General features: G+C 62.1%; 12 protein-coding genes. 7 read left to right on the top strand and 5 right to left on the bottom strand.

All coding sequences use genetic code 11. The features are described from left to right. Positions 1-2: 2 nt before the first annotated feature. Complete coding sequence (locus M0D64_RS16510) at positions 3-1229, bottom strand: AAA family ATPase (RefSeq protein WP_266258514.1); 1227 nt, start codon at positions 1227-1229, stop codon at positions 3-5. Between the two features lie 283 nt (positions 1230-1512). On the opposite strand from M0D64_RS16510, the gene M0D64_RS16505 reads away from it, so the two are divergent. Both M0D64_RS16505 and tkt read left to right on the top strand, forming a co-directional pair. Further along, positions 1513-2619 (top strand): porin, encoded by a 1107-nt coding sequence (locus M0D64_RS16505; RefSeq protein ID WP_266258617.1) that lies wholly within the window; start codon positions 1513-1515, stop codon positions 2617-2619. A gap of 505 nt (positions 2620-3124) precedes the next feature. Beyond that, a complete protein-coding gene (gene tkt, locus M0D64_RS16500) occupies positions 3125-5209 on the top strand; it encodes a transketolase (RefSeq protein ID WP_266258513.1) in 2085 nt (694 codons plus the stop codon). A gap of 32 nt (positions 5210-5241) precedes the next feature. Here tkt and zapE read toward each other — a convergent pair whose 3' ends face one another. Further along, complete coding sequence (gene zapE, locus M0D64_RS16495) at positions 5242-6348, bottom strand: cell division protein ZapE (protein ID WP_266258512.1); 1107 nt, start codon at positions 6346-6348, stop codon at positions 5242-5244. A 19-nt stretch (positions 6349-6367) separates the two neighbouring features. Next, positions 6368-8689 carry a PAS domain S-box protein gene (locus M0D64_RS16490; RefSeq protein WP_266258511.1) on the bottom strand — a complete coding sequence of 774 codons (2322 nt, stop codon included), beginning with the start codon at positions 8687-8689 and terminating at the stop codon, positions 6368-6370. Positions 8690-9448: 759 nt separating this feature from the next. Between M0D64_RS16490 and M0D64_RS16485 the strand changes: the two genes are divergently transcribed. From M0D64_RS16485 to M0D64_RS16475, 3 genes are all read left to right on the top strand, one after another. Next, a complete protein-coding gene (locus tag M0D64_RS16485) occupies positions 9449-9907 on the top strand; it encodes a response regulator (RefSeq protein ID WP_171927094.1) in 459 nt (152 codons plus the stop codon). A gap of 282 nt (positions 9908-10189) precedes the next feature. Further along, on the top strand, positions 10190-12406 hold the full coding sequence (glgX, locus tag M0D64_RS16480) for a glycogen debranching protein GlgX (protein ID WP_266258510.1): 2217 nt from the start codon (positions 10190-10192) through the stop codon (positions 12404-12406). A 285-nt stretch (positions 12407-12691) separates the two neighbouring features. Further along, positions 12692-14845, top strand: a complete 2154-nt coding sequence (locus M0D64_RS16475) for a hybrid sensor histidine kinase/response regulator (RefSeq protein ID WP_266258616.1) — start codon at positions 12692-12694, stop codon at positions 14843-14845. Positions 14846-14890: 45 nt separating this feature from the next. On the opposite strand, the gene M0D64_RS16470 is transcribed toward M0D64_RS16475, so the two are convergent. Beyond that, positions 14891-15910 (bottom strand): class I fructose-bisphosphate aldolase, encoded by a 1020-nt coding sequence (locus M0D64_RS16470; protein ID WP_154560446.1) that lies wholly within the window; start codon positions 15908-15910, stop codon positions 14891-14893. Positions 15911-15951: 41 nt separating this feature from the next. Then, complete coding sequence (locus M0D64_RS16465; protein WP_266258509.1) at positions 15952-16272, bottom strand: thioredoxin family protein; 321 nt, start codon at positions 16270-16272, stop codon at positions 15952-15954. Positions 16273-16628: 356 nt separating this feature from the next. Here M0D64_RS16465 and M0D64_RS16460 point away from each other — a divergent pair, with 356 nt between their 5' ends. Then, complete coding sequence (locus tag M0D64_RS16460; protein WP_154560445.1) at positions 16629-16991, top strand: DUF2628 domain-containing protein; 363 nt, start codon at positions 16629-16631, stop codon at positions 16989-16991. A 128-nt stretch (positions 16992-17119) separates the two neighbouring features. Then, entirely contained in the window at positions 17120-18442 is a 1323-nt protein-coding gene (locus M0D64_RS16455; RefSeq protein WP_266258508.1) for a sugar efflux transporter, read from the top strand. The last annotated feature ends 59 nt before the right edge of the window (positions 18443-18501 follow it).

The raw sequence follows: 18501 nt of genomic DNA, 5'->3' as shown, positions 1-18501 counted from the left end.
CGTCAGGCAGCCGGCGCAATGTGATGGCGAACGATGCCGCGAATCAGCGCTGCGTCTTCGGGGTTAACCTTCGCATAGATCGCAGGACCGGCGGCGCGTTCGGGTTCGCCGGTGCGCAGCATCAGCTCGGCCCAGTCGAGCAGGCGCCGCGTGGAGAATGCGCTCGACAGGTCTTCGCGAGCGAACGCCGCGCGGCAGTCGGCGGCAATCGCGGCGAGGGTGGTGGCGAGCGCGTGTGTCATATGCGGGGCGAGGGTGCGCATCAGCACGTCGGCTTCCTCGGCGGGCGTCAGGTAGTCCAGCATGTAGACGCGCCAGCGATCGAGAAACGCCTCGTTCATCAGATTCGCACCCTGATACAGATGACGGAACTGGCTCATTGCACCGACCGCATTCGCGGTAGCGAACAGCCGGAACGCGGGATGCGGCGCGACGATCTCATTGCCTTTCTCTTTCAGCACGAGACGACCGTGCGGTTCGAGCACGGCGGTGAGGGCGGCGAGAATCGACGGTTCGGCGAAATCGATTTCATCGACGATCAGCCAAAGGCCTTCGCGCATCGCCGTGGGCAGCACGCCGTCCACCCAGATCGTCTCGCCGCCCTTGACGGTCCAGAAGCCGACAAAATCGCCGACGGTAGTTTGCCCGTTCATGTCCGAGCGCAACACGCCGTGATGCGAGCGCGCGGCGACCTGTTCGATCAGGCTAGTCTTGCCCGCGCCGGTGTGACCGATCAGCATGACGCGTCGGTTCTCCACGATATCTTCGACGATGTCGTTAAAGCGCTCGGAAAATAGATAGGCCGGATTGATGCGCGGCACGAGCGGATTGTCGACCCCGCAGGGCACGTCGACACGACCGATGCGCACGGTTTCGCCCTCACCCTCCACCTGCAGATGGCGCTTCGCCGCCGAGGCCAGCGCCGCAACGCGCTGCAACTCCGCCATGAAGGCCACCCGTTCTGCCGCGCCTGCTTCGTCCGCGGCATCGGGCGTATCAATCGCAAAGCCTTCGCGGCGCCACTTCTTCAGCTTCGCGCGCAGGTTTTCCGCATCGACCACCAGATCGATATCGACCGATCCGGTGCCGTTGCCGTCATCGACGCCATGTTCGAGCCGATAGTTTTCCGGCCGGTCCGCCACGCTGACGCGCCACCATTCCGCGCCGTTTTCTGTCGCACGTTGGTAAAGGCCAAGGTTTTCGTCTTCGGTCAGTTCAGGCACGTTCATGGCGAGTGGCAAAGGATGAATGGGCAAACGATCAATGCGTTTCTATTTGGCTGATGCCGAATGACCGACTATCTTATCGTGAGTACCTTTCGATCTCATCGATGAGGATTTCTTTTGAGGCGCGCCAATTCCACTGCGGATTTTCAATGCCGGGCGCGCAGTCCGCAAATGCTTATTGCGTCAAACGGATAGGCCAGCAAGCACCGATCACCTATAGTTCGGCGCGAAACGTGTAGTTTTACAACATTCTATTCTCGACAAAGAAACTCACGGCAAAACAATGATGAGACTACATACAAAATTAGTGGCCGCCCTGGCGGTGATCAGTCCGCTGGCCTATGGTCAAACCAGCGTGTCGTTATATGGCCGTCTCGACGGCGGCGTGGAATACCTGAATCACATCAATAATGGCGCGGGCGGCAGTTCGACCCGTTGGAGTGCTGAAGGCGGCGATTGGGGCACCAGTATGCTGGGCCTCAAAGGCAATGAAGATCTGGGCGGCGGGCTGAATGCGATCTTCAACCTCGAAACCGGTCTGCAAATCATGAACGGCACCACTGGTGGCGGACGGTTGTGGTCACGGCGTGCCTTTGTCGGCCTGAAGAGCGATCAGTGGGGCACGCTGCAGGCCGGGCGCAATCTGTTTATCGATAGCGACGGCGTGTGGGAATTCGACCCGTTCGTGCAGGAGGCGTTTTCGTCGGCATCGCTCGTGCGCGGACGCAACTGGCAGCAGACGAGCAACAACGTCGAGTATCACAGCCCGGTGTTCTGGGGCTTCGACGTGCAGGCGCAATACGCTTTCGGCAATCAGGCGGGCGCATTCAACAGCGGTGCATCAGGCGAGTTCGGCCGCTCCGACGGCATCATGCTGACGTATCACTCGCCACTCTTCGACGTGCGCGGCATCTACGACGAACTGCGTGACAGCAACGGCCGCTTCAGCAATATCTTCCAGGCCTCGCGCGAATATTTCGCCGGTGCGAATGTGCATTTCGATGCGTGGAAGATCCAGGGCGCGTATACGCATTACTCAGCGCCGGATTCACCGGCGGGCGTGGCCGACACTGCCGATCACTACTGGCTCGGCGCGACGTACAACATCCAGTCCCGCTGGGCGGTGACGGCGGGCGGCTATTACATCAAGGTCGGCGACGGCAGCAGCGATGCCGCGCACGACCCGTCCGGCCACGCGATGATGTACGTGCTCGGCACCACCTATAACCTCTCGAAGCGGACCTTCGTGTACGGCACGGTAGGCTACGTGCGCAACGGCAGCAACTCGAATTTTTCGCTTGAAGCGTCGCCGCGCGACGCCACCAATAACACGAGTCCACTCGCCGGCGAATCGCAAACCGGCGCGTATGTCGGGATGCTGCATCAGTTTTAACGCAGCTTTAGCGGCCGTCCGTACGACGGCCGCAGCAACCCGTTGCGGCAACAACCGCATGTCGATTTGCCCAAGCGCACTGGAACCGAATTGATCGGATTTCCAGTGCGCGCTGTTTTACTCCCACCATTCTCGCGTTGAGCCAATCCTGATTCGGGTGGAACAGGTATTGCTGGTCGCCGGTGCGCAGCTTGCTGCCATTGGAGGCACGCCGCGCGGCGATCGACTACGGCCGCGAGATCGTGGCCGCCGACCGTGCGGCTCCCGAGAAGTAACGCGCCAGGCAATGCCGCAAGCCGTTTGAAAGAACTGCCTCCAATCATCAGCACAACCCGGAACAGGATGTAACGCGCCGTGCAGATTTACGCGCATCGGCGCATCATCGATGAGCCTTGTGGTCCTCAAGCGTTCTTCCACGTTCTTCCAGACGAACACCGGTCGCCGACCACGCCGTTTCAATACGCGTCCCGGCGATGTCTCCAACCGCCGAACAAGGAGTGTCCCCATGCAAAACGATCCCGCCCTCGATCAGTTGTGCATCAACACGATTCGCACGCTGTCGATGGACGCTGTGCAAAAGGCTAATTCCGGTCACCCCGGCACGCCGATGGCCTTGGCGCCGGTCGCCTACCATCTGTGGCAAAACCACCTTGTTTATGATCCGGACGAGCCGCTGTGGCCGAATCGCGACCGCTTCGTGCTCTCGGTGGGGCACGCGTCGATGCTGTTGTACTCGCTGCTGCATCTGGCGAACGTCAAGGCCGTGGACCACGACGGCAAGCCGACCGGTGCGCCCGCCGTCTCGCTCGATGACATCGAACATTTCCGCCAGCTCGACAGCAGGACGCCTGGCCACCCCGAATTTCGTATGACCAGCGGCGTGGAGACGACCACCGGTCCGCTCGGCCAGGGGCTGGGCAATAGCGTCGGCATGGCGATGGCGGCACGCTGGCACGAAAGCCACTTCAACAAGCCCGATGCGCCGCTGTTCGATTACCGCGTCTACGCGCTATGCGGAGACGGCGACATGATGGAAGGCATCTCGCACGAAGCGGCGTCGCTCGCAGGGCATCTGAAGCTGTCGAATCTCATCTGGATTTACGACAGCAACCGCATCACCATTGAGGGCCACACCGACCTCGCTTATAGCGACGACGTGGAGAGCCGTTTCCGCGGCTACAACTGGCACACGATGCACGTAAACGATGCCAACGACGCCGCGGGGCTGGAAGCGGCATTTGCCGAAGCAAAAAGCATCACGGACAGGCCGACGCTGATCGTGGTCCACAGCATCATCGCCTGGGGCGCGCCGCACAAGCAGGACACCTCCGCTGCGCATGGCGAGGCGCTCGGTGTCGAAGAAGTGGCGCTGACCAAGAAGTTCTATGGCTGGCCCGAAGACAGGTTCTTCTACGTGCCGGACGGCGTGCATGAACGCTTCGCGCAGGGCATCGGCGCACGCGGCAAGGCGGCGCGCGAGGCATGGCAGGCGAAGTACGACGCGTACAACAAGCAATACCCGGAACTGTCACGCGAATTCGCACAGATGGAAGCGCACGAATTGCCGGAGGGCTGGGACAGCGACATCCCCACGTTCGATACAGACCCGAAGGGCATCGCCTCGCGCGACTCCTCAGGCAAGGTGCTCAACGCGATTGCCGCACGCGTGCCCTGGATGATCGGCGGTGCGGCCGATCTCGCGCCGTCCACCAAAACGAATCTGAAGTTCGAAGGCGCGGGCAGCTTCGAATCCCACGACTATGGCGGGTGCAACCTGCACTTCGGGATTCGCGAGCACGGCATGGGCGCGGCGGTGAACGGGCTCGCGTTGTCGAATATGCGCCCGTTCGGTTCGACCTTCCTGATTTTCAGCGACTACATGAAGCCGCCGATTCGCCTTTCCGCAATCATGGAAGTGCCGGCGATCTACGTGTTCACGCACGATTCGATCGGCGTCGGCGAGGATGGTCCGACCCATCAGCCGATCGAGCAACTGGCTTCGCTGCGTGGCGTGCCGGGACTGACCCTGCTGCGCCCGGGCGACGCGAATGAGGTCGCCGAAGCGTGGCGCGTGGCGATGTCACATCCGCGGCGGCCGTCGTGCATCGTCGTGTCGCGTCAGGCGTTGCCGACCCTGGACCGCACGCGCTATGCGTCGGCCAAAGGCGTGCAGAAGGGCGCTTACGTGCTCGCCGATGCGCCTGACGGGCAGAAGCCTGAAGTGATTCTGCTCGCCACGGGCAGCGAATTGTCGCTATGCGCCGACGCCTACGAGAAGCTCAAGAGTGAAGGGATCGCAGCGCGAGTGGTGTCGATGCCGTCGTGGGACATCTTCGAGCAACAGGACGAGGCCTATCAGGATTCCGTGCTGCCGCCCGATGTGGATGCGCGCGTCGCTGTCGAGCAGGCGGCAACGCTGGGTTGGGACCGCTATGTCGGGCGGCACGGCGCGCAGGTGGTGATGCATACGTTCGGCGCGTCCGCGCCGTTCGCCGATCTGAAGAAGAGGTTTGGCTTCACGTCCGAGCATGTGTATGACGCGGCGAAACAGCAGATTGCGCGGGTGAAGGGTAAGAGCAGCAAGGCGTAGGGTGTGTCTGCAGACGGTCGTTCACGCCGCTGTCATGGCTGAACGACCGTCTGCGCTGCAGCGATCTCAATCCTGCCGGCAGTGTTGTCGAGCGTGCTGCGATAACCGCGCGATTGCATTTCGGCGAGACGGCTCAGCGTTCTCGACAGATCGTGCGCGCCTTCGAGTCCGCTCAGCGCCGCCTCGATCGGCTGATCGGACGCGATGAACAGCGCGCATTTGCGGTCGTAGAAGATATCGACAAGCCATATGAGCCGCTGCAGCGTATGCGCTTTGGCGAGCCATTCAGTGTGCACCTGGTCGAGAATCAGACCGTGCCAATGCTCGGCGAGGTCCAGATAGTCAAGGTGTGAACGGCTCGCCACGCACAGGTTGTCGAAGTCCACCCATAGCAACGCAGCACCTGCGGCGCGCGCGGCGAGCGGCCGGCCTGCCGCGCTGACGGTGGCAGGCTCCAGCGTCTCGTTGCCTTCATAGCGCTCGAAAATTTCCAGGAGCGCGTCGCCAGTTGCCGCGTCGAGCGGTGCAAAGAAATGCGACAGCGCGGCTTCTTCGCCGCCGAAACGATAATCGCGTGCGCCGTCGAAGTGAATCATCGTGAAGCAACGTTTGATCTGTTCGATCGTCGGCAGGAAACGCTCGTGAAACTCCGGGTCGGACAGCAGGGCGTCCGGTGCGTAGTTCGAGGTCAGCACGATGCGCGTGCCCAGGCCGATCGCGGTATCGAGAAACCGGCCCATCAGGAACGCGTCGGCGATATCGTGCACGTGAAATTCGTCGAAGCACAGCAGCTCCACGCCGTCGAGCCATTGTCGCGAGACCGACCCCAGCCGGTCGTCGCCGCGCGGCTCATTCACCAGGCGCCGGTTCATCTCGCGCAGAAATTCGTGGAAATGCAGGCGCCGCTTCCGGCAGCTTGCCAGCTCAAATACCGTATCGACCACCAGGCTTTTGCCGCGACCGGGCAAGCCGTGGCAATAGACGCCCTGATGTGCCGGCGTGGAACCGGACTTTGTGCGTCGCCCGTTTGTCCCGTTTGCGCCCAGCAACGTGACGAGCGCCGCGATGGCATCGCGCTGAGTTGCATCGGGAACGATGTCGTGCGCGGCGAGGGCACTGATTACCTGATCATCGAGCATAGGCTGAAGTTTCTGTGCGTTAGCGGCTCAATACGCGTTGTAATTCCCGCGGATCGACAGGCTTGGTGAAATGATGGTCGAAGCCTGCTTCTTCAGCGGTCTGCTTGTCCTGCTGCTGACCCCAGCCGGTGACGGCGATCAGCAGAATGTCGGCGTCCTGATGATCGTGGCGAATGCGCCGCGCCAATTCATAGCCGTTCAGACGCGGCAAGCCAATATCGAGAATCACCGCCTGCGGTGCGAATTCGCCGATCAGTTCCAGCCCGGCGATGCCGTCGCCGGCTGTGCGCACCTCGTGGCCTTCGAGTTCGAGCACCATGGCGAGGCTATCGGCGGCGTCCGCATTGTCGTCGACGATCACGACGCGCAAACCTGCCGTACGCGGCATCTCGGCCGGTGCGCTCTCCGACTGCTCCGGGGTCGCTTTCGATAGTGGCAGGCGGATCACGAACTCGCTGCCGGTGCCTGGACCGCTGCTGAATGCGGCGACCGTGCCGCCGTGCAGTTCGGCGAGACCGCGCACCAACGCGAGGCCGATACCGAGACCGCCTTGCGAGCGCTCCAGCGCCGGGGCGAGTTGCGAGAACATTTCGAACACGCTGTCCAGATGCTCGCGCGGAATGCCGATGCCGGAATCGCGCACGACGATCACCGCTTCATCGCCTTCGCGCTCCGCGGCGAGCGAGATGCTGCCGCCGGGCGGCGTGTACTTGGCCGCGTTGTTCAGCAGGTTCAGAATCATCTGCGACAGGCGTGTGGGATCGGCGTCGAGATAGAGCGGCTCGCGCGGCAACGTCACGCTCAGATGATGCGCCGACGCTTGCACGGTAGGCCGCGCCGCTTCCATGGCGGATTGCATCGCACGCGCGAGTTCGAGCCGCTGCTTGCGCAATTCGAGCTTGCCCTGGGTGATGCGCGACACTTCAAGCAGGTCGTCGACCAGATGTGTCATGTGCTGCAATTGCCGGTCGAACACGTCGCGAGACCAGCTCAATTGCGGGTCGGCGAATTCCTTCAGACGCAGGATTTCGAGCACGTTGCGCATCGGCGCGAGCGGATTGCGCAGCTCATGCGCGAGCGTGGCGAGAAATTCGTCCTTGCGGCGATCGGCTTTTGAGAGTTCCAGATTCAGGCGCTGCAATTGCTGTTCGGCACGCCTGCGCCCGGTGATGTCGCGGCTCACGCTGACCGCGCCATAGATGTCGCCGCGCGCGTTTGCCAGCGGTTTGACCACCGTTTCGCAGACCCCGCGTGTGCCGTCGCGCCGCACGAAAGTCAGTTCGCGGCGCCACGTGCCGTCCGCGGCGAGGGCGGCGAGCACTTCCCGGTGGATGCGTAACGCGTCTTCCGGCGGATAGAACATGGCGATCGGCTTGCCGAGAACTTCGCGCCGGCGATAACCCAGCACGCGCTCGCCTCCGGCGTTGAAATCGGTGATGTTGCCGCGCAGGTCGGTGATAACGATCGCGTCGCTCAGGTGTTCGAAAATCGCTGCCTGGCGCAGCAGCACGGTCTGCGCATCCTTACGTTCGGTGATGTCGATGCCGAGGCCGTAGATTGTCAGCGGCTCGCCCTGGCGGTCGTAGGTGGCGCGGCCACGGCCTTCCATCCAGCACCAGTCGCCGCTTGCATGCAGGAAGCGGAATTCGGCGACGTAGTCGTCACCGCTTTTCACCGCATGATCGACTGCCTCGTTGAGCGCAATCAGGTCGCCGGGATGAATCAGTTCGAAAAAGCCACCGGGCAATTTGGCAAACCGTCCCTCGGCGTAGCCCGCGAGCGCTTCCAGTTCGCGGCTCCACCAGAATTTGCCTGACTTCGACTCTTGCGACCACGCACCCATGCGCGCCCCGCGCATGGCGAGGCTCAGCACGTCGCGGCTTTCCTGCAATTCTTTCTGAGCGAGTTGATGCGCGGCGACAGACGCTTCTGCGTTGCGGCGCGCAAGCAGCAAGTCCTGCTCGTACTTGTGACGATCCGCGACGATCAGCACCGCCACTTCGAGGTAGCTGCTTGCGCCGTGATCGCGGCGCACCGCGTTGAGCAGCATCGGCACCATGTGGCCGTCCCGATGCAGCATGTTCAGTTTGACCTCGGCCACCGAACCCTGCATTTGCAGCAGCGGCGACCAGTGCGTCCGATGGAACACCTTGCTGTCGACTGTCAGCAGATCCTGAATGTGCTTTACCTCGGCAAGCTCCGGCGCGCTATAGCCGAGCCAACTGCAGAAGGTTGCGTTCACACGCAGGATCCAGCCGTCTGGGGTGGTCACGAGCAGGCCGCAGGCGGCGTGCTCGAACAAGGTATCGGCGGACGGCAAGGGGCGGTGCGTGCTTTGCATCGTCTTACAGGCTCAGCGGCGCGAGGTGGCGTTGCATGCGCTGGTCGCCGACACCATGCGCCAACATCATGGTCCGCTTGCCGCTACCGAAAATCTTTACGTTGTTGCGCTTCGTGACGCTCATCGTCGAGTCCTGTGGCCTGCCGGGATGGGTAGGGAATACGCCAGGCCCGGCATCGATGCGGAATGTTACCGCAGTCTCGCCGCGAGGCCTGGGCTGCGCGCCGACATGGAAAAGTCATTCGTATCGTTGGCATGCCCGGTTCGCGACGGCGGTCTCAGCCCGGCTGTGCGGGATAACCCGCAAGCAGGAATCCTCAATGCGACGCCGTTTTCCGACGAAATTTCGCGTTTTCCTTCAACTGAAGTTTGCGTGTTTTCCCCAACTCGCAGTGACTATATTCGCTCGTATACAACGGGCCGATGATGCAAAGGTGAATATAAAGCCATGCGCAATGCACGCAGCAAGGGCGGCATGCACGGCGGAAGTGCGTTTCATCCGTATTTCAACGCAATATTGCGTGCTTGCGCACGATGTGTCCGGAGGCGTCAAGACAGCATAAATCAGGAAGCGGTAGTCGGCCCAGTACGGTATGGTGATGAGGTAGCGCGTGTGCAGCGGCGGATCGAGCGTGGCGTGGCGAAAACCGAAGCGTATGCCTGGCGAGCGATAAGCGCTTGCCGCGCGGTGGGAGCGAATCTTGCACGCATGTTCCTCGATGCCCAAACGTGGCACCAGAAAGAAGCCGGGAGACCAGGGTGACGTTCGACGACAGAATGGACGAGAGCGATGACGTCGTGGTTTGGCGGACTATTCAGTATGCGATGGCATCAAACCGTCGCGTGCTCGTGGTCGACGATTACCGCGAGGCGGCCGAAGCTTTGCAGATGCTGCTGAGCGCCGACGGCTTCGAGTGCCGCGCGCTGTGCGATCCGCTCGCCGTGTGCGGCATGGCCTGTGAATGGCAGCCGTTCGCCGTTCTGCTCGACATCAAGATGCCCGGCCTCGATGGTCTTGAGCTGGCTCGCCGCCTGCGGGCCAATCCGTTGACTTCGGACATGCTGCTGGTGGCCTGTACGGCTTTTGCTTCGCGCGAAGACAAGGTGCGCGCCAAGGCCGCTGGTTTCGATGCGCATTGTGCCAAACCCCTGACACCGGAGCGCCTCTTGCGCGTGCTCGAGTCTGCCGCCGCGTTGCATACTGTGGGACCACAGTAAAGACGGCGTATTTATGCCCGATGCGTTAATTCCTCTGCGAAGTTCTCACCGGTCAGCCGGTTCAGCGGACACTCTTTAGCCCGCGTCATTCCTGTCTCCATTCATGCACGGCGAATGCATCGTATGCAGTGCTTGCACTGCGACGTCCGTGCGTTTTTCCGTAGTTGCCTGAAGGACGCCTTGTGCTGCGTGCGCAACACTCAGGTCCATAATTTGCTGGAGCAGCAAGCTTGCGCGCTTAAAACACGTGCGCAAGCGCCTTCAGCTTCCACAGGAATCCCTATGTCATCCCAGGCCAGCTATTCGACGCGCATCGCGGAAGGCACACCTTTCCCGCTTGGTGCGACGTGGAACGGAAGCGGCGTGAACTTCGCGCTGTTCTCAGCGCATGCAACCGGAGTCGAACTCTGTCTGTTCGATGAAACCGGCGAGACAGAAATCGAACGCATCGAGCTTCCGGAGTACACCGACGAGGTCTGGCACGTGTTCGTGCCGAATCTGAAACCAGGTGCGGTGTACGGCTATCGGGTCCACGGACCCTATGAACCGGAAAAAGGACATCGCTTCAATCCGAACAAACTCCTGCTCGACCCCTACGCCAAAGCGCATATCGGCGAGCTCAAATGGGCGCCGGAAATTTTCGGCTATACGCTTGATTCGGAAGAGGGCGACCTGTCATTCGACGAGCGCGACAGCGCGCCCTTCGTGCCGAAGTGCAAGGTGGTCGACGCCAACTTTTCGTGGAGTCATCCGGAACGCAATGCGCTGCCCTGGGAGCGCGTGATCTTCTATGAAACGCACGTGCGCGGATTTACCAAACGTCATCCCGAAGTACCGGAGAATTTGCGTGGCACCTTTGCGGGACTCGGCCAGCAGGTGGTGCTCGATTACATCAGGAGCCTCGGTGTCACGTCGGTCGAATTGATGCCGATTCAGACCTTCGTCAACGACAGCCATCTGCTCGACAAAGGCCTCACCAATTACTGGGGCTACAACACGATCGGATTCTTCGCGGCCGACCCGCGCTTCTTCGCTTCGTCGATCGACTCGGTCGGCGAATTCAAGGAGATGGTGGACCGTTTTCATAATGCCAACCTCGAAGTCATTCTCGACGTGGTCTACAACCACACCGCGGAAGGCAACGAGCGTGGTCCGACGATCTCCTTCAAAGGCATCGACAACGCGTCTTACTATCGATTGATGCCGGACGAGCCGCGCTATTACATCAACGATACCGGTACCGGCAACACGCTCAATCTGTCCCATCCACGCGTGCTGCAGATGGTCACCGACAGCTTGCGCTACTGGGTGACGGAGATGAAGATCGACGGTTTCCGTTTCGACCTCGCCACGATTCTCGGCCGTGAAACGCACGGGTTCGACGAAGGCGGCGGCTTCCTCGACAGTTGCCGGCAGGACCCGGTTCTCTCCGCCGTGCGACTGGTTGCTGAGCCGTGGGACTGCGGCCCCGGCGGCTATCAGGTGGGCGGCTTCCCACCCGGCTGGGCCGAATGGAACGATCGCTTTCGCGATACGGTGCGCGGCTACTGGAAGGGCGACGAAGGCGAGGTCCCCGATCTTGCCAAACGCCTGACCGGTTCGGGCGACAAGTTCAACCATCGTGGGCGCCGTCCGTGGGCCAGCGTAAACTTCGTCGCCGCGCACGACGGCTTCACGCTCAACGATCTGGTCTCGTACAACGACAAGCACAACGTGGCCAACGGCGAAGACAACAAGGACGGCCACTCCGACAACAAGTCATGGAACATGGGCATCGAAGGGCCGACGGACGATGCGGAGATCCGGCAGCAACGCGAGCGCCAGAAACGCAATCTGCTGGCCACGTTGCTGCTCTCGCAAGGTACGCCGATGATCCTCGCGGGCGACGAATTCGGCCGCACGCAGAAGGGCAATAACAACGCGTATTGCCAGGACAATGAGATCAGTTGGGTCGATTGGGAAGGCATCGACGACGACGGCCGTGCACTGACCGAGTTCGTCAAGAATCTGACCACGCTGCGCCATCGTCTGCCGGTACTGCGTCGCGGGCGCTTTCTCACCGGCGAATATAACGAGGCGCTCGACGTGACCGACGCGCGTTGGCTTTCTCCTGACGGCACCGATCTTTCGCAGGAACAGTGGGACGATCCGTCAATGCGCTGCTTCGGCCTCGTGATCGACGGACGCGCTCAGGCGAGCGGCATTCGACGTCCCGCGTCCGATGCGACCTTGCTGCTGGTGCTGAACGCGCATCACGACGTGGTCAATTTCACGCTGCCCGACATTCCCGAAGGCGATCAGTGGACCTGTCTGCTGGATACGAATATGCCGGTGCGCGCAGAGTTGCCGCAATTCAGCGCCGGCGACGCGTATCAGGTGACCGGCCGTTCATTGCTGCTGTTCGCACTTGACGCGCCGAGCCGCGCGACGCAACGCGTGTTTGATCGCCTGGAAGAACAACTTACCACTGACGAAAACGAACGCCCGGCGGGAACGTGACCCGTTACGTCTGACTAAATGGGACCTACCCGGAACCAACTCACCTGAGTGTTCTTCACCGCGCTGCAACACGCGGTGAACGGCCTATCAGTGGACGCCCTACGTGCGCAATGCGTGTGCCCGACTAACGGCCGCCACACGTGCGTCGTTTCCGTCACGAGCCACGCTATGGAGAACGGCGGAAGTGCGGTAAATTCCGGGGAGCGGAAAAAGCGCACGGACAACGCGGGACGCGTCGTGCACGACCACCCCGACCCGTACTCATCTTTCATGGAGATCGTGACCGTGCAACGTGCCGAACGTGTTGCAGTCGATTTCCCCATGCCGTCGCGTAATTTCGCGGTGACGCGGCGCGTGCTTCTGATCGTGCTCGCGGTTTCGATTGTGTTTCCTTTGGCCTGCCTCGCGGGTTACGGGTATTTCGATTACCAGCGCCGGATTGCCGATTCGAACGACATGATCGACCGGCTCGCGCGCGTCACCGAGGAACAGGCCGTCAAGGTGCTGGACCTCAACCAGCAGATGGCCTCGCGCATCGTCGACCTGCTCGGCAACGACAATGACGCGCAGATTCGCGCGCAGGAAGCCGGCTTGCACGACCGTCTACGGCAAATCGGCGGCGACTTTCCGCAGGTCGCGTCGATTTACCTGCTCGGTGCGGATGGAAAACTGCTGGTGTCGAGTCGCGCTTATCCGGCGCCGGTCATGTCGAATAGTCAACGTGAAGACTTCACTGCCGCCAAGGCGATGCGGCCGCAACCCTATTTCTCACTGCCCTTATTCGGGCCGCTGTCGCAAACCAATGTGTTCAACACTGCGACCGGCCGCTCGGGCGAGAATGGGCAATTCCTGGGCGTGGTGTCTGTGGCGTTGCGCACCGACTACTTTTCGCGCTTCTACCGTGAACTGACGAATGGCGATACGTCGCTCTCGCTAGGTCTGTACCGTCAGGACGGCAGCTTGCTGGTGCGTTATCCGGCGTGGCCGAGCGGCGCCAAGCCTACCCAGCAAAGCGCGTTCATCGCGGCATTGCGCGACAAACAGTTATTCGGCCATATCCGTCTGACGTCAACGGTCGATGGCGTTGAACGGCTGCTGGCGTTTCGCCGCGTCGGCGACTACCCGCTCTATGTGATGAGCGCGTATGAAGCGGGCTCGATCGGCGCCGCGTGGCGCGAGCATTTCATGGCGATCGCGGCGATCACGGCCGTGCCTTGCGTGGCGATCTGGCTGCTGGTGTTTTTCTCATTGCGCCAGCTTGCCGGCGAGCGCCGCGCGTGGGAGCGCTGGCAAGGCGAAGTGGCGATGCGTCTTTCTGCCGAGGCGTCGAGCCGGCAATTGCAGCGCATGGGTGCGCTCAGCAATCTCGTCGCCAATGTCGCGCACGATTTCAACAATCTGCTGATGGTCGTATCGGCCAACACCGAACTCGCGCGCTTGAAGCGCTATAACAACCTGGAAAAAGAGGTGCAGGCCGTCGAGCGCGCCACCGCCACGGCGGAATCGTTGACACGGCGGCTCCTGAGCGTGGCGAAAAAACAGCCGCTCAAGCAGGAACCGGTCAACCTCGCCACATGGTTACCGAGCGCCGCGCCACTCATCGACGCGGCGCTCGGCGACAACATCGAAATGGCCTTGAACATGGTCGACCATGTCTGGCAGGTGCTGGCCGACCCGACCGACCTCGAATTCGCGATCATGAATCTGGCGGTCAACGCGCGCGATGCGATGCCGCGCGGTGGCCGCTTCGTGATCCGTTGCCAGAACAACCGTCTGGTGGGTAGCGACACCTTGCTGCCCGACGGCGAATACGTGCTGATTGCCTGTTCCGACGACGGCGAAGGGATGCCCGAAGGCATCGCCCGTCACGCGTTCGATCCGCTGTTCACCACCAAGCTGCGCGGCTTGGGCTCCGGCCTAGGCCTCGCCCAGGTCCTCGCCATGTGTGAACAGGCCGGCGGCACAGCCAAAATCGACAGCGTGCCGGGCAGTGGCACAACGGTCAGACTGTATTTGCCGCGCTATCGCGATCGGCAGAAGGCGATAGTGCCCGATGTAGAAACGGCGCAACAGCCGGCACCGGCTCCAATGGGCGTCGTGTTGCTGGTCGAAGACAACGAAGATGTGGCGGCGGGCGTAGCCGCCGTGCTGGAAACCTTCGGCTGCGAAGTGCGGCATGAGCCGACCGCCGACCTGGCGCTCGACGCGCTGAGCGGTGGCGCGAAGTTCGAACTCGTGCTGTCCGACATTCAGATGCCGGGCAAGCTAAACGGCATCGACCTTGCGGAAAAAGTACGCAGCGCGTGGCCGGCGCAGAAGATCGCGCTGATGACCGGCTACGCCGACGAGCTCGAACGGGCGCGCCGGCTCGGCGTAGCGATACTCGCCAAACCCTTCAATATCGACGAGCTGCACGCGCTGGTTGTTTGCGAACCGTAAGGCCGCCTTGGCAAGCGCGGCACGCGTGGACGGCTCGCCGTGGGACTAGCTCTTTTCCTGCGAAGCGTCGTACTTGCCGAGCGCCGCCGCGCTGTTCAGGCGGGCGCGCTTGAGCAGTGCCTGCTGGGCTTCCTTGACGTTGCTCGCTTGTCCTTTCCATGCTTGCAGCGGCGGTTCCTGCAACGCGCGGCCATACGAGAAACTCAGATTCCACGGCAGCGGCCCGAGGCGATTCATTGCATCGAGATTGGCCGTTGCCTCTTCCGGCGTTTGCCCGCCGGATAGAAACACGATCCCTGGCACCGCCGACGGCACCGTGCGCTTCAGTATCCGCACCGTGTGCGCCGCGATGTCCGAGGTCGACGATTGCTGAGCGTGCTCAGAGCCCGCCAGCACCATGCTCGGCTTCAGCAGAATGTGTTCGAGCACCACGCGATGCCGGTGCAGTGCGTTAAAGACTTCGTGCAACACGGCCTCGGTCACTTCCGCGCTGCGTCCGATGGTGTGATCGCCGTCCATCAGTACCTCCGGTTCGACGATCGGCACGATGCCCGCTTCCTGCGAGATCGCCGCGTAGCGCGCAAGGGAGTCGGCATTCGCTTCGATGGCGAGGCGGCTCGGCAAGCTAGCCGTGATGTTGTAGACCGCGCGCCATTTCGCAAAGCGCGCGCCTTGTCGCTTGTAATCGACGAAACGCCTGGCCAGGCCGTCGAGGCCTTCGGTGATTTCGTCACCCGGGGCGAGTGCGAGCGGAATCTTGCCGAGGTCCACCTTGATGCCGGGCACGATGCCGTTCCTCGCGGAGAGTTGCGGAAAAGGCGTACCGTCGTCCGCTTTCTGCCCGAGTGTTTCTTCGTAAAGGATCACGCCGCTCACGAATTCGCCGAGCCCCGGCGTGGTCAGCAGCAGATTGCGATAGGCGCGGCGGTTTTCCTCACTGGATTCGAGGCCGATCGTCTTGAAGCGTTTGGCGATGGTCGGGCCGCTTTCGTCGGCGGCGAGAAGACCTTTGCCGGGTTGGGCCATCGCATCGACGGTGGCTTGCAGCTCGCTACGGGTGTCCATGAAGTGTGCTCCCAGTAATCCGGTTAGCGGATGAAGTCTAGTCAGAGCGAAGTGAACGCCTCGGCTATCTCGGTGGCGTTAGCCGGGCGCACAATGCGTGCGACTTCGGCGCCGTCGCGCATGAAGATCAGCGTGGGCCACAGTTTCACCTTGAAGGACCGGCCCAGCGGGCGGCCGGGACCGTCTTCGATTTTCAGATGCCTGATGCCGGCATGCGGTTCGAAAGCTTTTGCGATCGATGCCTGTGCGCCCTGGCAGTAGCCGCACCAGTCCGTGCCGAATTCTATGACCGTGACGCCCGGGAAGGCGTCGACTTCGGCTCGTGCGGGCGCTTTGGGGGAATAGGCTGTTCGGGTTGCCATGAGTGCTCCGGTGCTTTTTTACCTGTGCCGGCAGGGCTTTCCACTGTCGCGGAGTCTCGCTGCCCGTCGATTTTTGTAAGAGTAGCAGCTATGGTCAGGATCGTCAGCGCGGGTGGCAGTTGCCTGTGCGCAGGCAAACCCACAATGCCAGCCGAAGCACAAAACCTGCTACCTCGCGCATTGCGTTACCGCCAGCGCCAAAGCATCCTGACCTGGAGGGTTCTGGAAAAAGTCCTCAACGCTAACGTGTTGTTCCTCGGCCAGTGCCTGTATTCACACAAACGCATATTCTTGTCAGCGTGACATGTTAAACGTCATGATTCGCCCTCGAGGCACCATCGCGTTCAGGAAAGGACATGGCAGAAAAGATCTACCTTCGGCACCCCGGCAAGGATGAAACGGTCGCGGTCGCCACCGGTTTCAGTTGGGGCGCGTTGCTATTGGGCTTCGTCTGGGCCATGTCGAAGAGAATGTGGTTTGCCACGTTCATCATGCTGGCGGTCAACACGTTGCTGTTTTTCTCGGGCTTGTGGGGTGAAACGATCGGCACGATCGGGCTGGTACTGTCGGTGCTGTTCGGCGTTGCGTGCGGCGTTTATGGCAACCAGTGGCACCGTTGGACGCTCGAGCAGCGCGGATACGTCGTCGTGCGTCCGGCGGGAGCGGATAGTGCTGAGGCTCAAGCCACTCACGCACGTCCCCCTGAGCAGATCCCCTGAATTGGGATGCGAGGGCGCAGGTTTACGCGTCGGCAAGCCAGGCCGATAATGCCCCGTTCGTTCCGGCCACGAAGTCTGCGCCGCGCATCGCGCGTCGCAGACTCGCTTTCCCTGACCCACCGCCACCCGTGTTGAAAACCTCCCGTTTTTTCGACCTGCTGCACATCCCTGGCTTCAAGCCGCTGGCCGCCGCCACCCTCATGCTCGGTGTGGCGATGTCGTTCACCGCTCCGTATCTGTCGCTGTTCGGCGTAGAGCGCGCCGGCATGACGCCGCTCAGGCTCGGCATCTTCATGACGCTGATCGCTGCCAGCGGGGTGCTCGCCAGCACCTTCGCCGGCCGCTGGAGCGACGCGAGCGGACGGCATCGGCCGTTGCTGCTGGCGGCACTGGTGGCCGCCGCTCTCGGTTATCTCTGTCTATGCGTAGTGCGTGACTACCGGCTGCTGCTGGCGGTCGGCATTGTCTTCATCGGCGCGGGCGGCTCGGCCATCTCGATGGTGTTCTCGTTCAGCCGCGCGGCACTGCCGGTGCCGGACCCCGCGGAGCGCGCATTCGCCAGCGCCACCTTGCGGACCATCCTCTCGGCGGCGTGGGTGTTCGGGCCGTCGGTGGGCGCACTGGTGCTCGCCGGCGCCGGCTTCTATGGGCTCTTCCTGTTCGCGGCGGCAAGTTTCGCGACCTGCGCGACCATCGTCTGGCGCATGCGGGAGCCGCAAGGCCATCTGGGCGATCACACGGTCGAAGACACGGCCTCGGAGCCGTCGGCCTCGATCACCGTGCCGCCGCTGACCGCACCCGGCGAAGATGCGCACGAGGACTTGCCGGGCGTCGCCTCGCAGAACGACATCCGCCGTGCCGTGGCCGCGCTCACCTTGCTGGGTCTCGCCGCGAACGCCACCATGATCGTGCTGCCGCTCTACATCGTGCACGGCCTGAACGGCACGCATCTCGACGTGTCGGTGATGCTCGGCCTTGGCGCCTTGACGGAAATTCCGATGATGCTCGCGCTCGGCGCGAAGTCGTCGACGCTGCACAAGCCGAACTGGCTGGCCGCCTGCGCAGCGGTTCACGCGCTGTATTTCGTCGCGATGTCGATGGCGGGGACTGTCCATGTGCTGATCCCGATGCAGATACTCAACGCGTTCGTCGTCGCGGTGACTTCGTGCCTCGGCATGGTCTACGTGCAGGATCTGATGCCGCACGCGCCGGGGCGCGCGACGGCGTTATTCTTCAACGCAGCGCGGGTCGGCTCGATTCTATCCGGCGTGTTGTCGGGTTTGCTGGTCGAGGCATTCAGCTATCGCGGCACGTTCCTGTTCTGCGGATTGCTGGCGCTTTGTGCGCTGGTGCTGTTTGCCGTGCCGGGTTATCGTTATCCGCTCATGTGGCGCGCGGTGCGGCGTTTTGCGCTCACACAATACGAGAAGGTCCAGGCGCGCCGGCAATAGGGCTTGCAGTTCGTACTTGCCACGCCCTTGGCGCGCTCAAACCGATCCGATCCATGCCC

The sequence above is a fragment of the Paraburkholderia sp. WS6 genome, from assembly GCF_030464835.1.
Classification (GTDB): domain Bacteria; phylum Pseudomonadota; class Gammaproteobacteria; order Burkholderiales; family Burkholderiaceae; genus Paraburkholderia; species Paraburkholderia madseniana.
This window is presented reverse-complemented; position numbering and strand designations above follow the sequence as displayed.

Excerpts from the sequence above, each read along its gene's own strand:
- M0D64_RS16460 (WP_154560445.1), top strand. The coding sequence starts at position 16,629 with ATGGCAGAAAAGATCTACCTTCGGCACCCCGGCAAGGATGAAACGGTC.
- M0D64_RS16465 (WP_266258509.1), bottom strand. The coding sequence starts at position 16,272 with ATGGCAACCCGAACAGCCTATTCCCCCAAAGCGCCCGCACGAGCCGAA.
- tkt (WP_266258513.1), top strand. The coding sequence starts at position 3,125 with ATGCAAAACGATCCCGCCCTCGATCAGTTGTGCATCAACACGATTCGC.
- M0D64_RS16470 (WP_154560446.1), bottom strand. The coding sequence starts at position 15,910 with ATGGACACCCGTAGCGAGCTGCAAGCCACCGTCGATGCGATGGCCCAA.
- zapE (WP_266258512.1), bottom strand. The coding sequence starts at position 6,348 with ATGCTCGATGATCAGGTAATCAGTGCCCTCGCCGCGCACGACATCGTT.
- M0D64_RS16490 (WP_266258511.1), bottom strand. The coding sequence starts at position 8,689 with ATGCAAAGCACGCACCGCCCCTTGCCGTCCGCCGATACCTTGTTCGAG.
- M0D64_RS16510 (WP_266258514.1), bottom strand. The coding sequence starts at position 1,229 with ATGAACGTGCCTGAACTGACCGAAGACGAAAACCTTGGCCTTTACCAA.
- M0D64_RS16505 (WP_266258617.1), top strand. The coding sequence starts at position 1,513 with ATGAGACTACATACAAAATTAGTGGCCGCCCTGGCGGTGATCAGTCCG.
- glgX (WP_266258510.1), top strand. The coding sequence starts at position 10,190 with ATGTCATCCCAGGCCAGCTATTCGACGCGCATCGCGGAAGGCACACCT.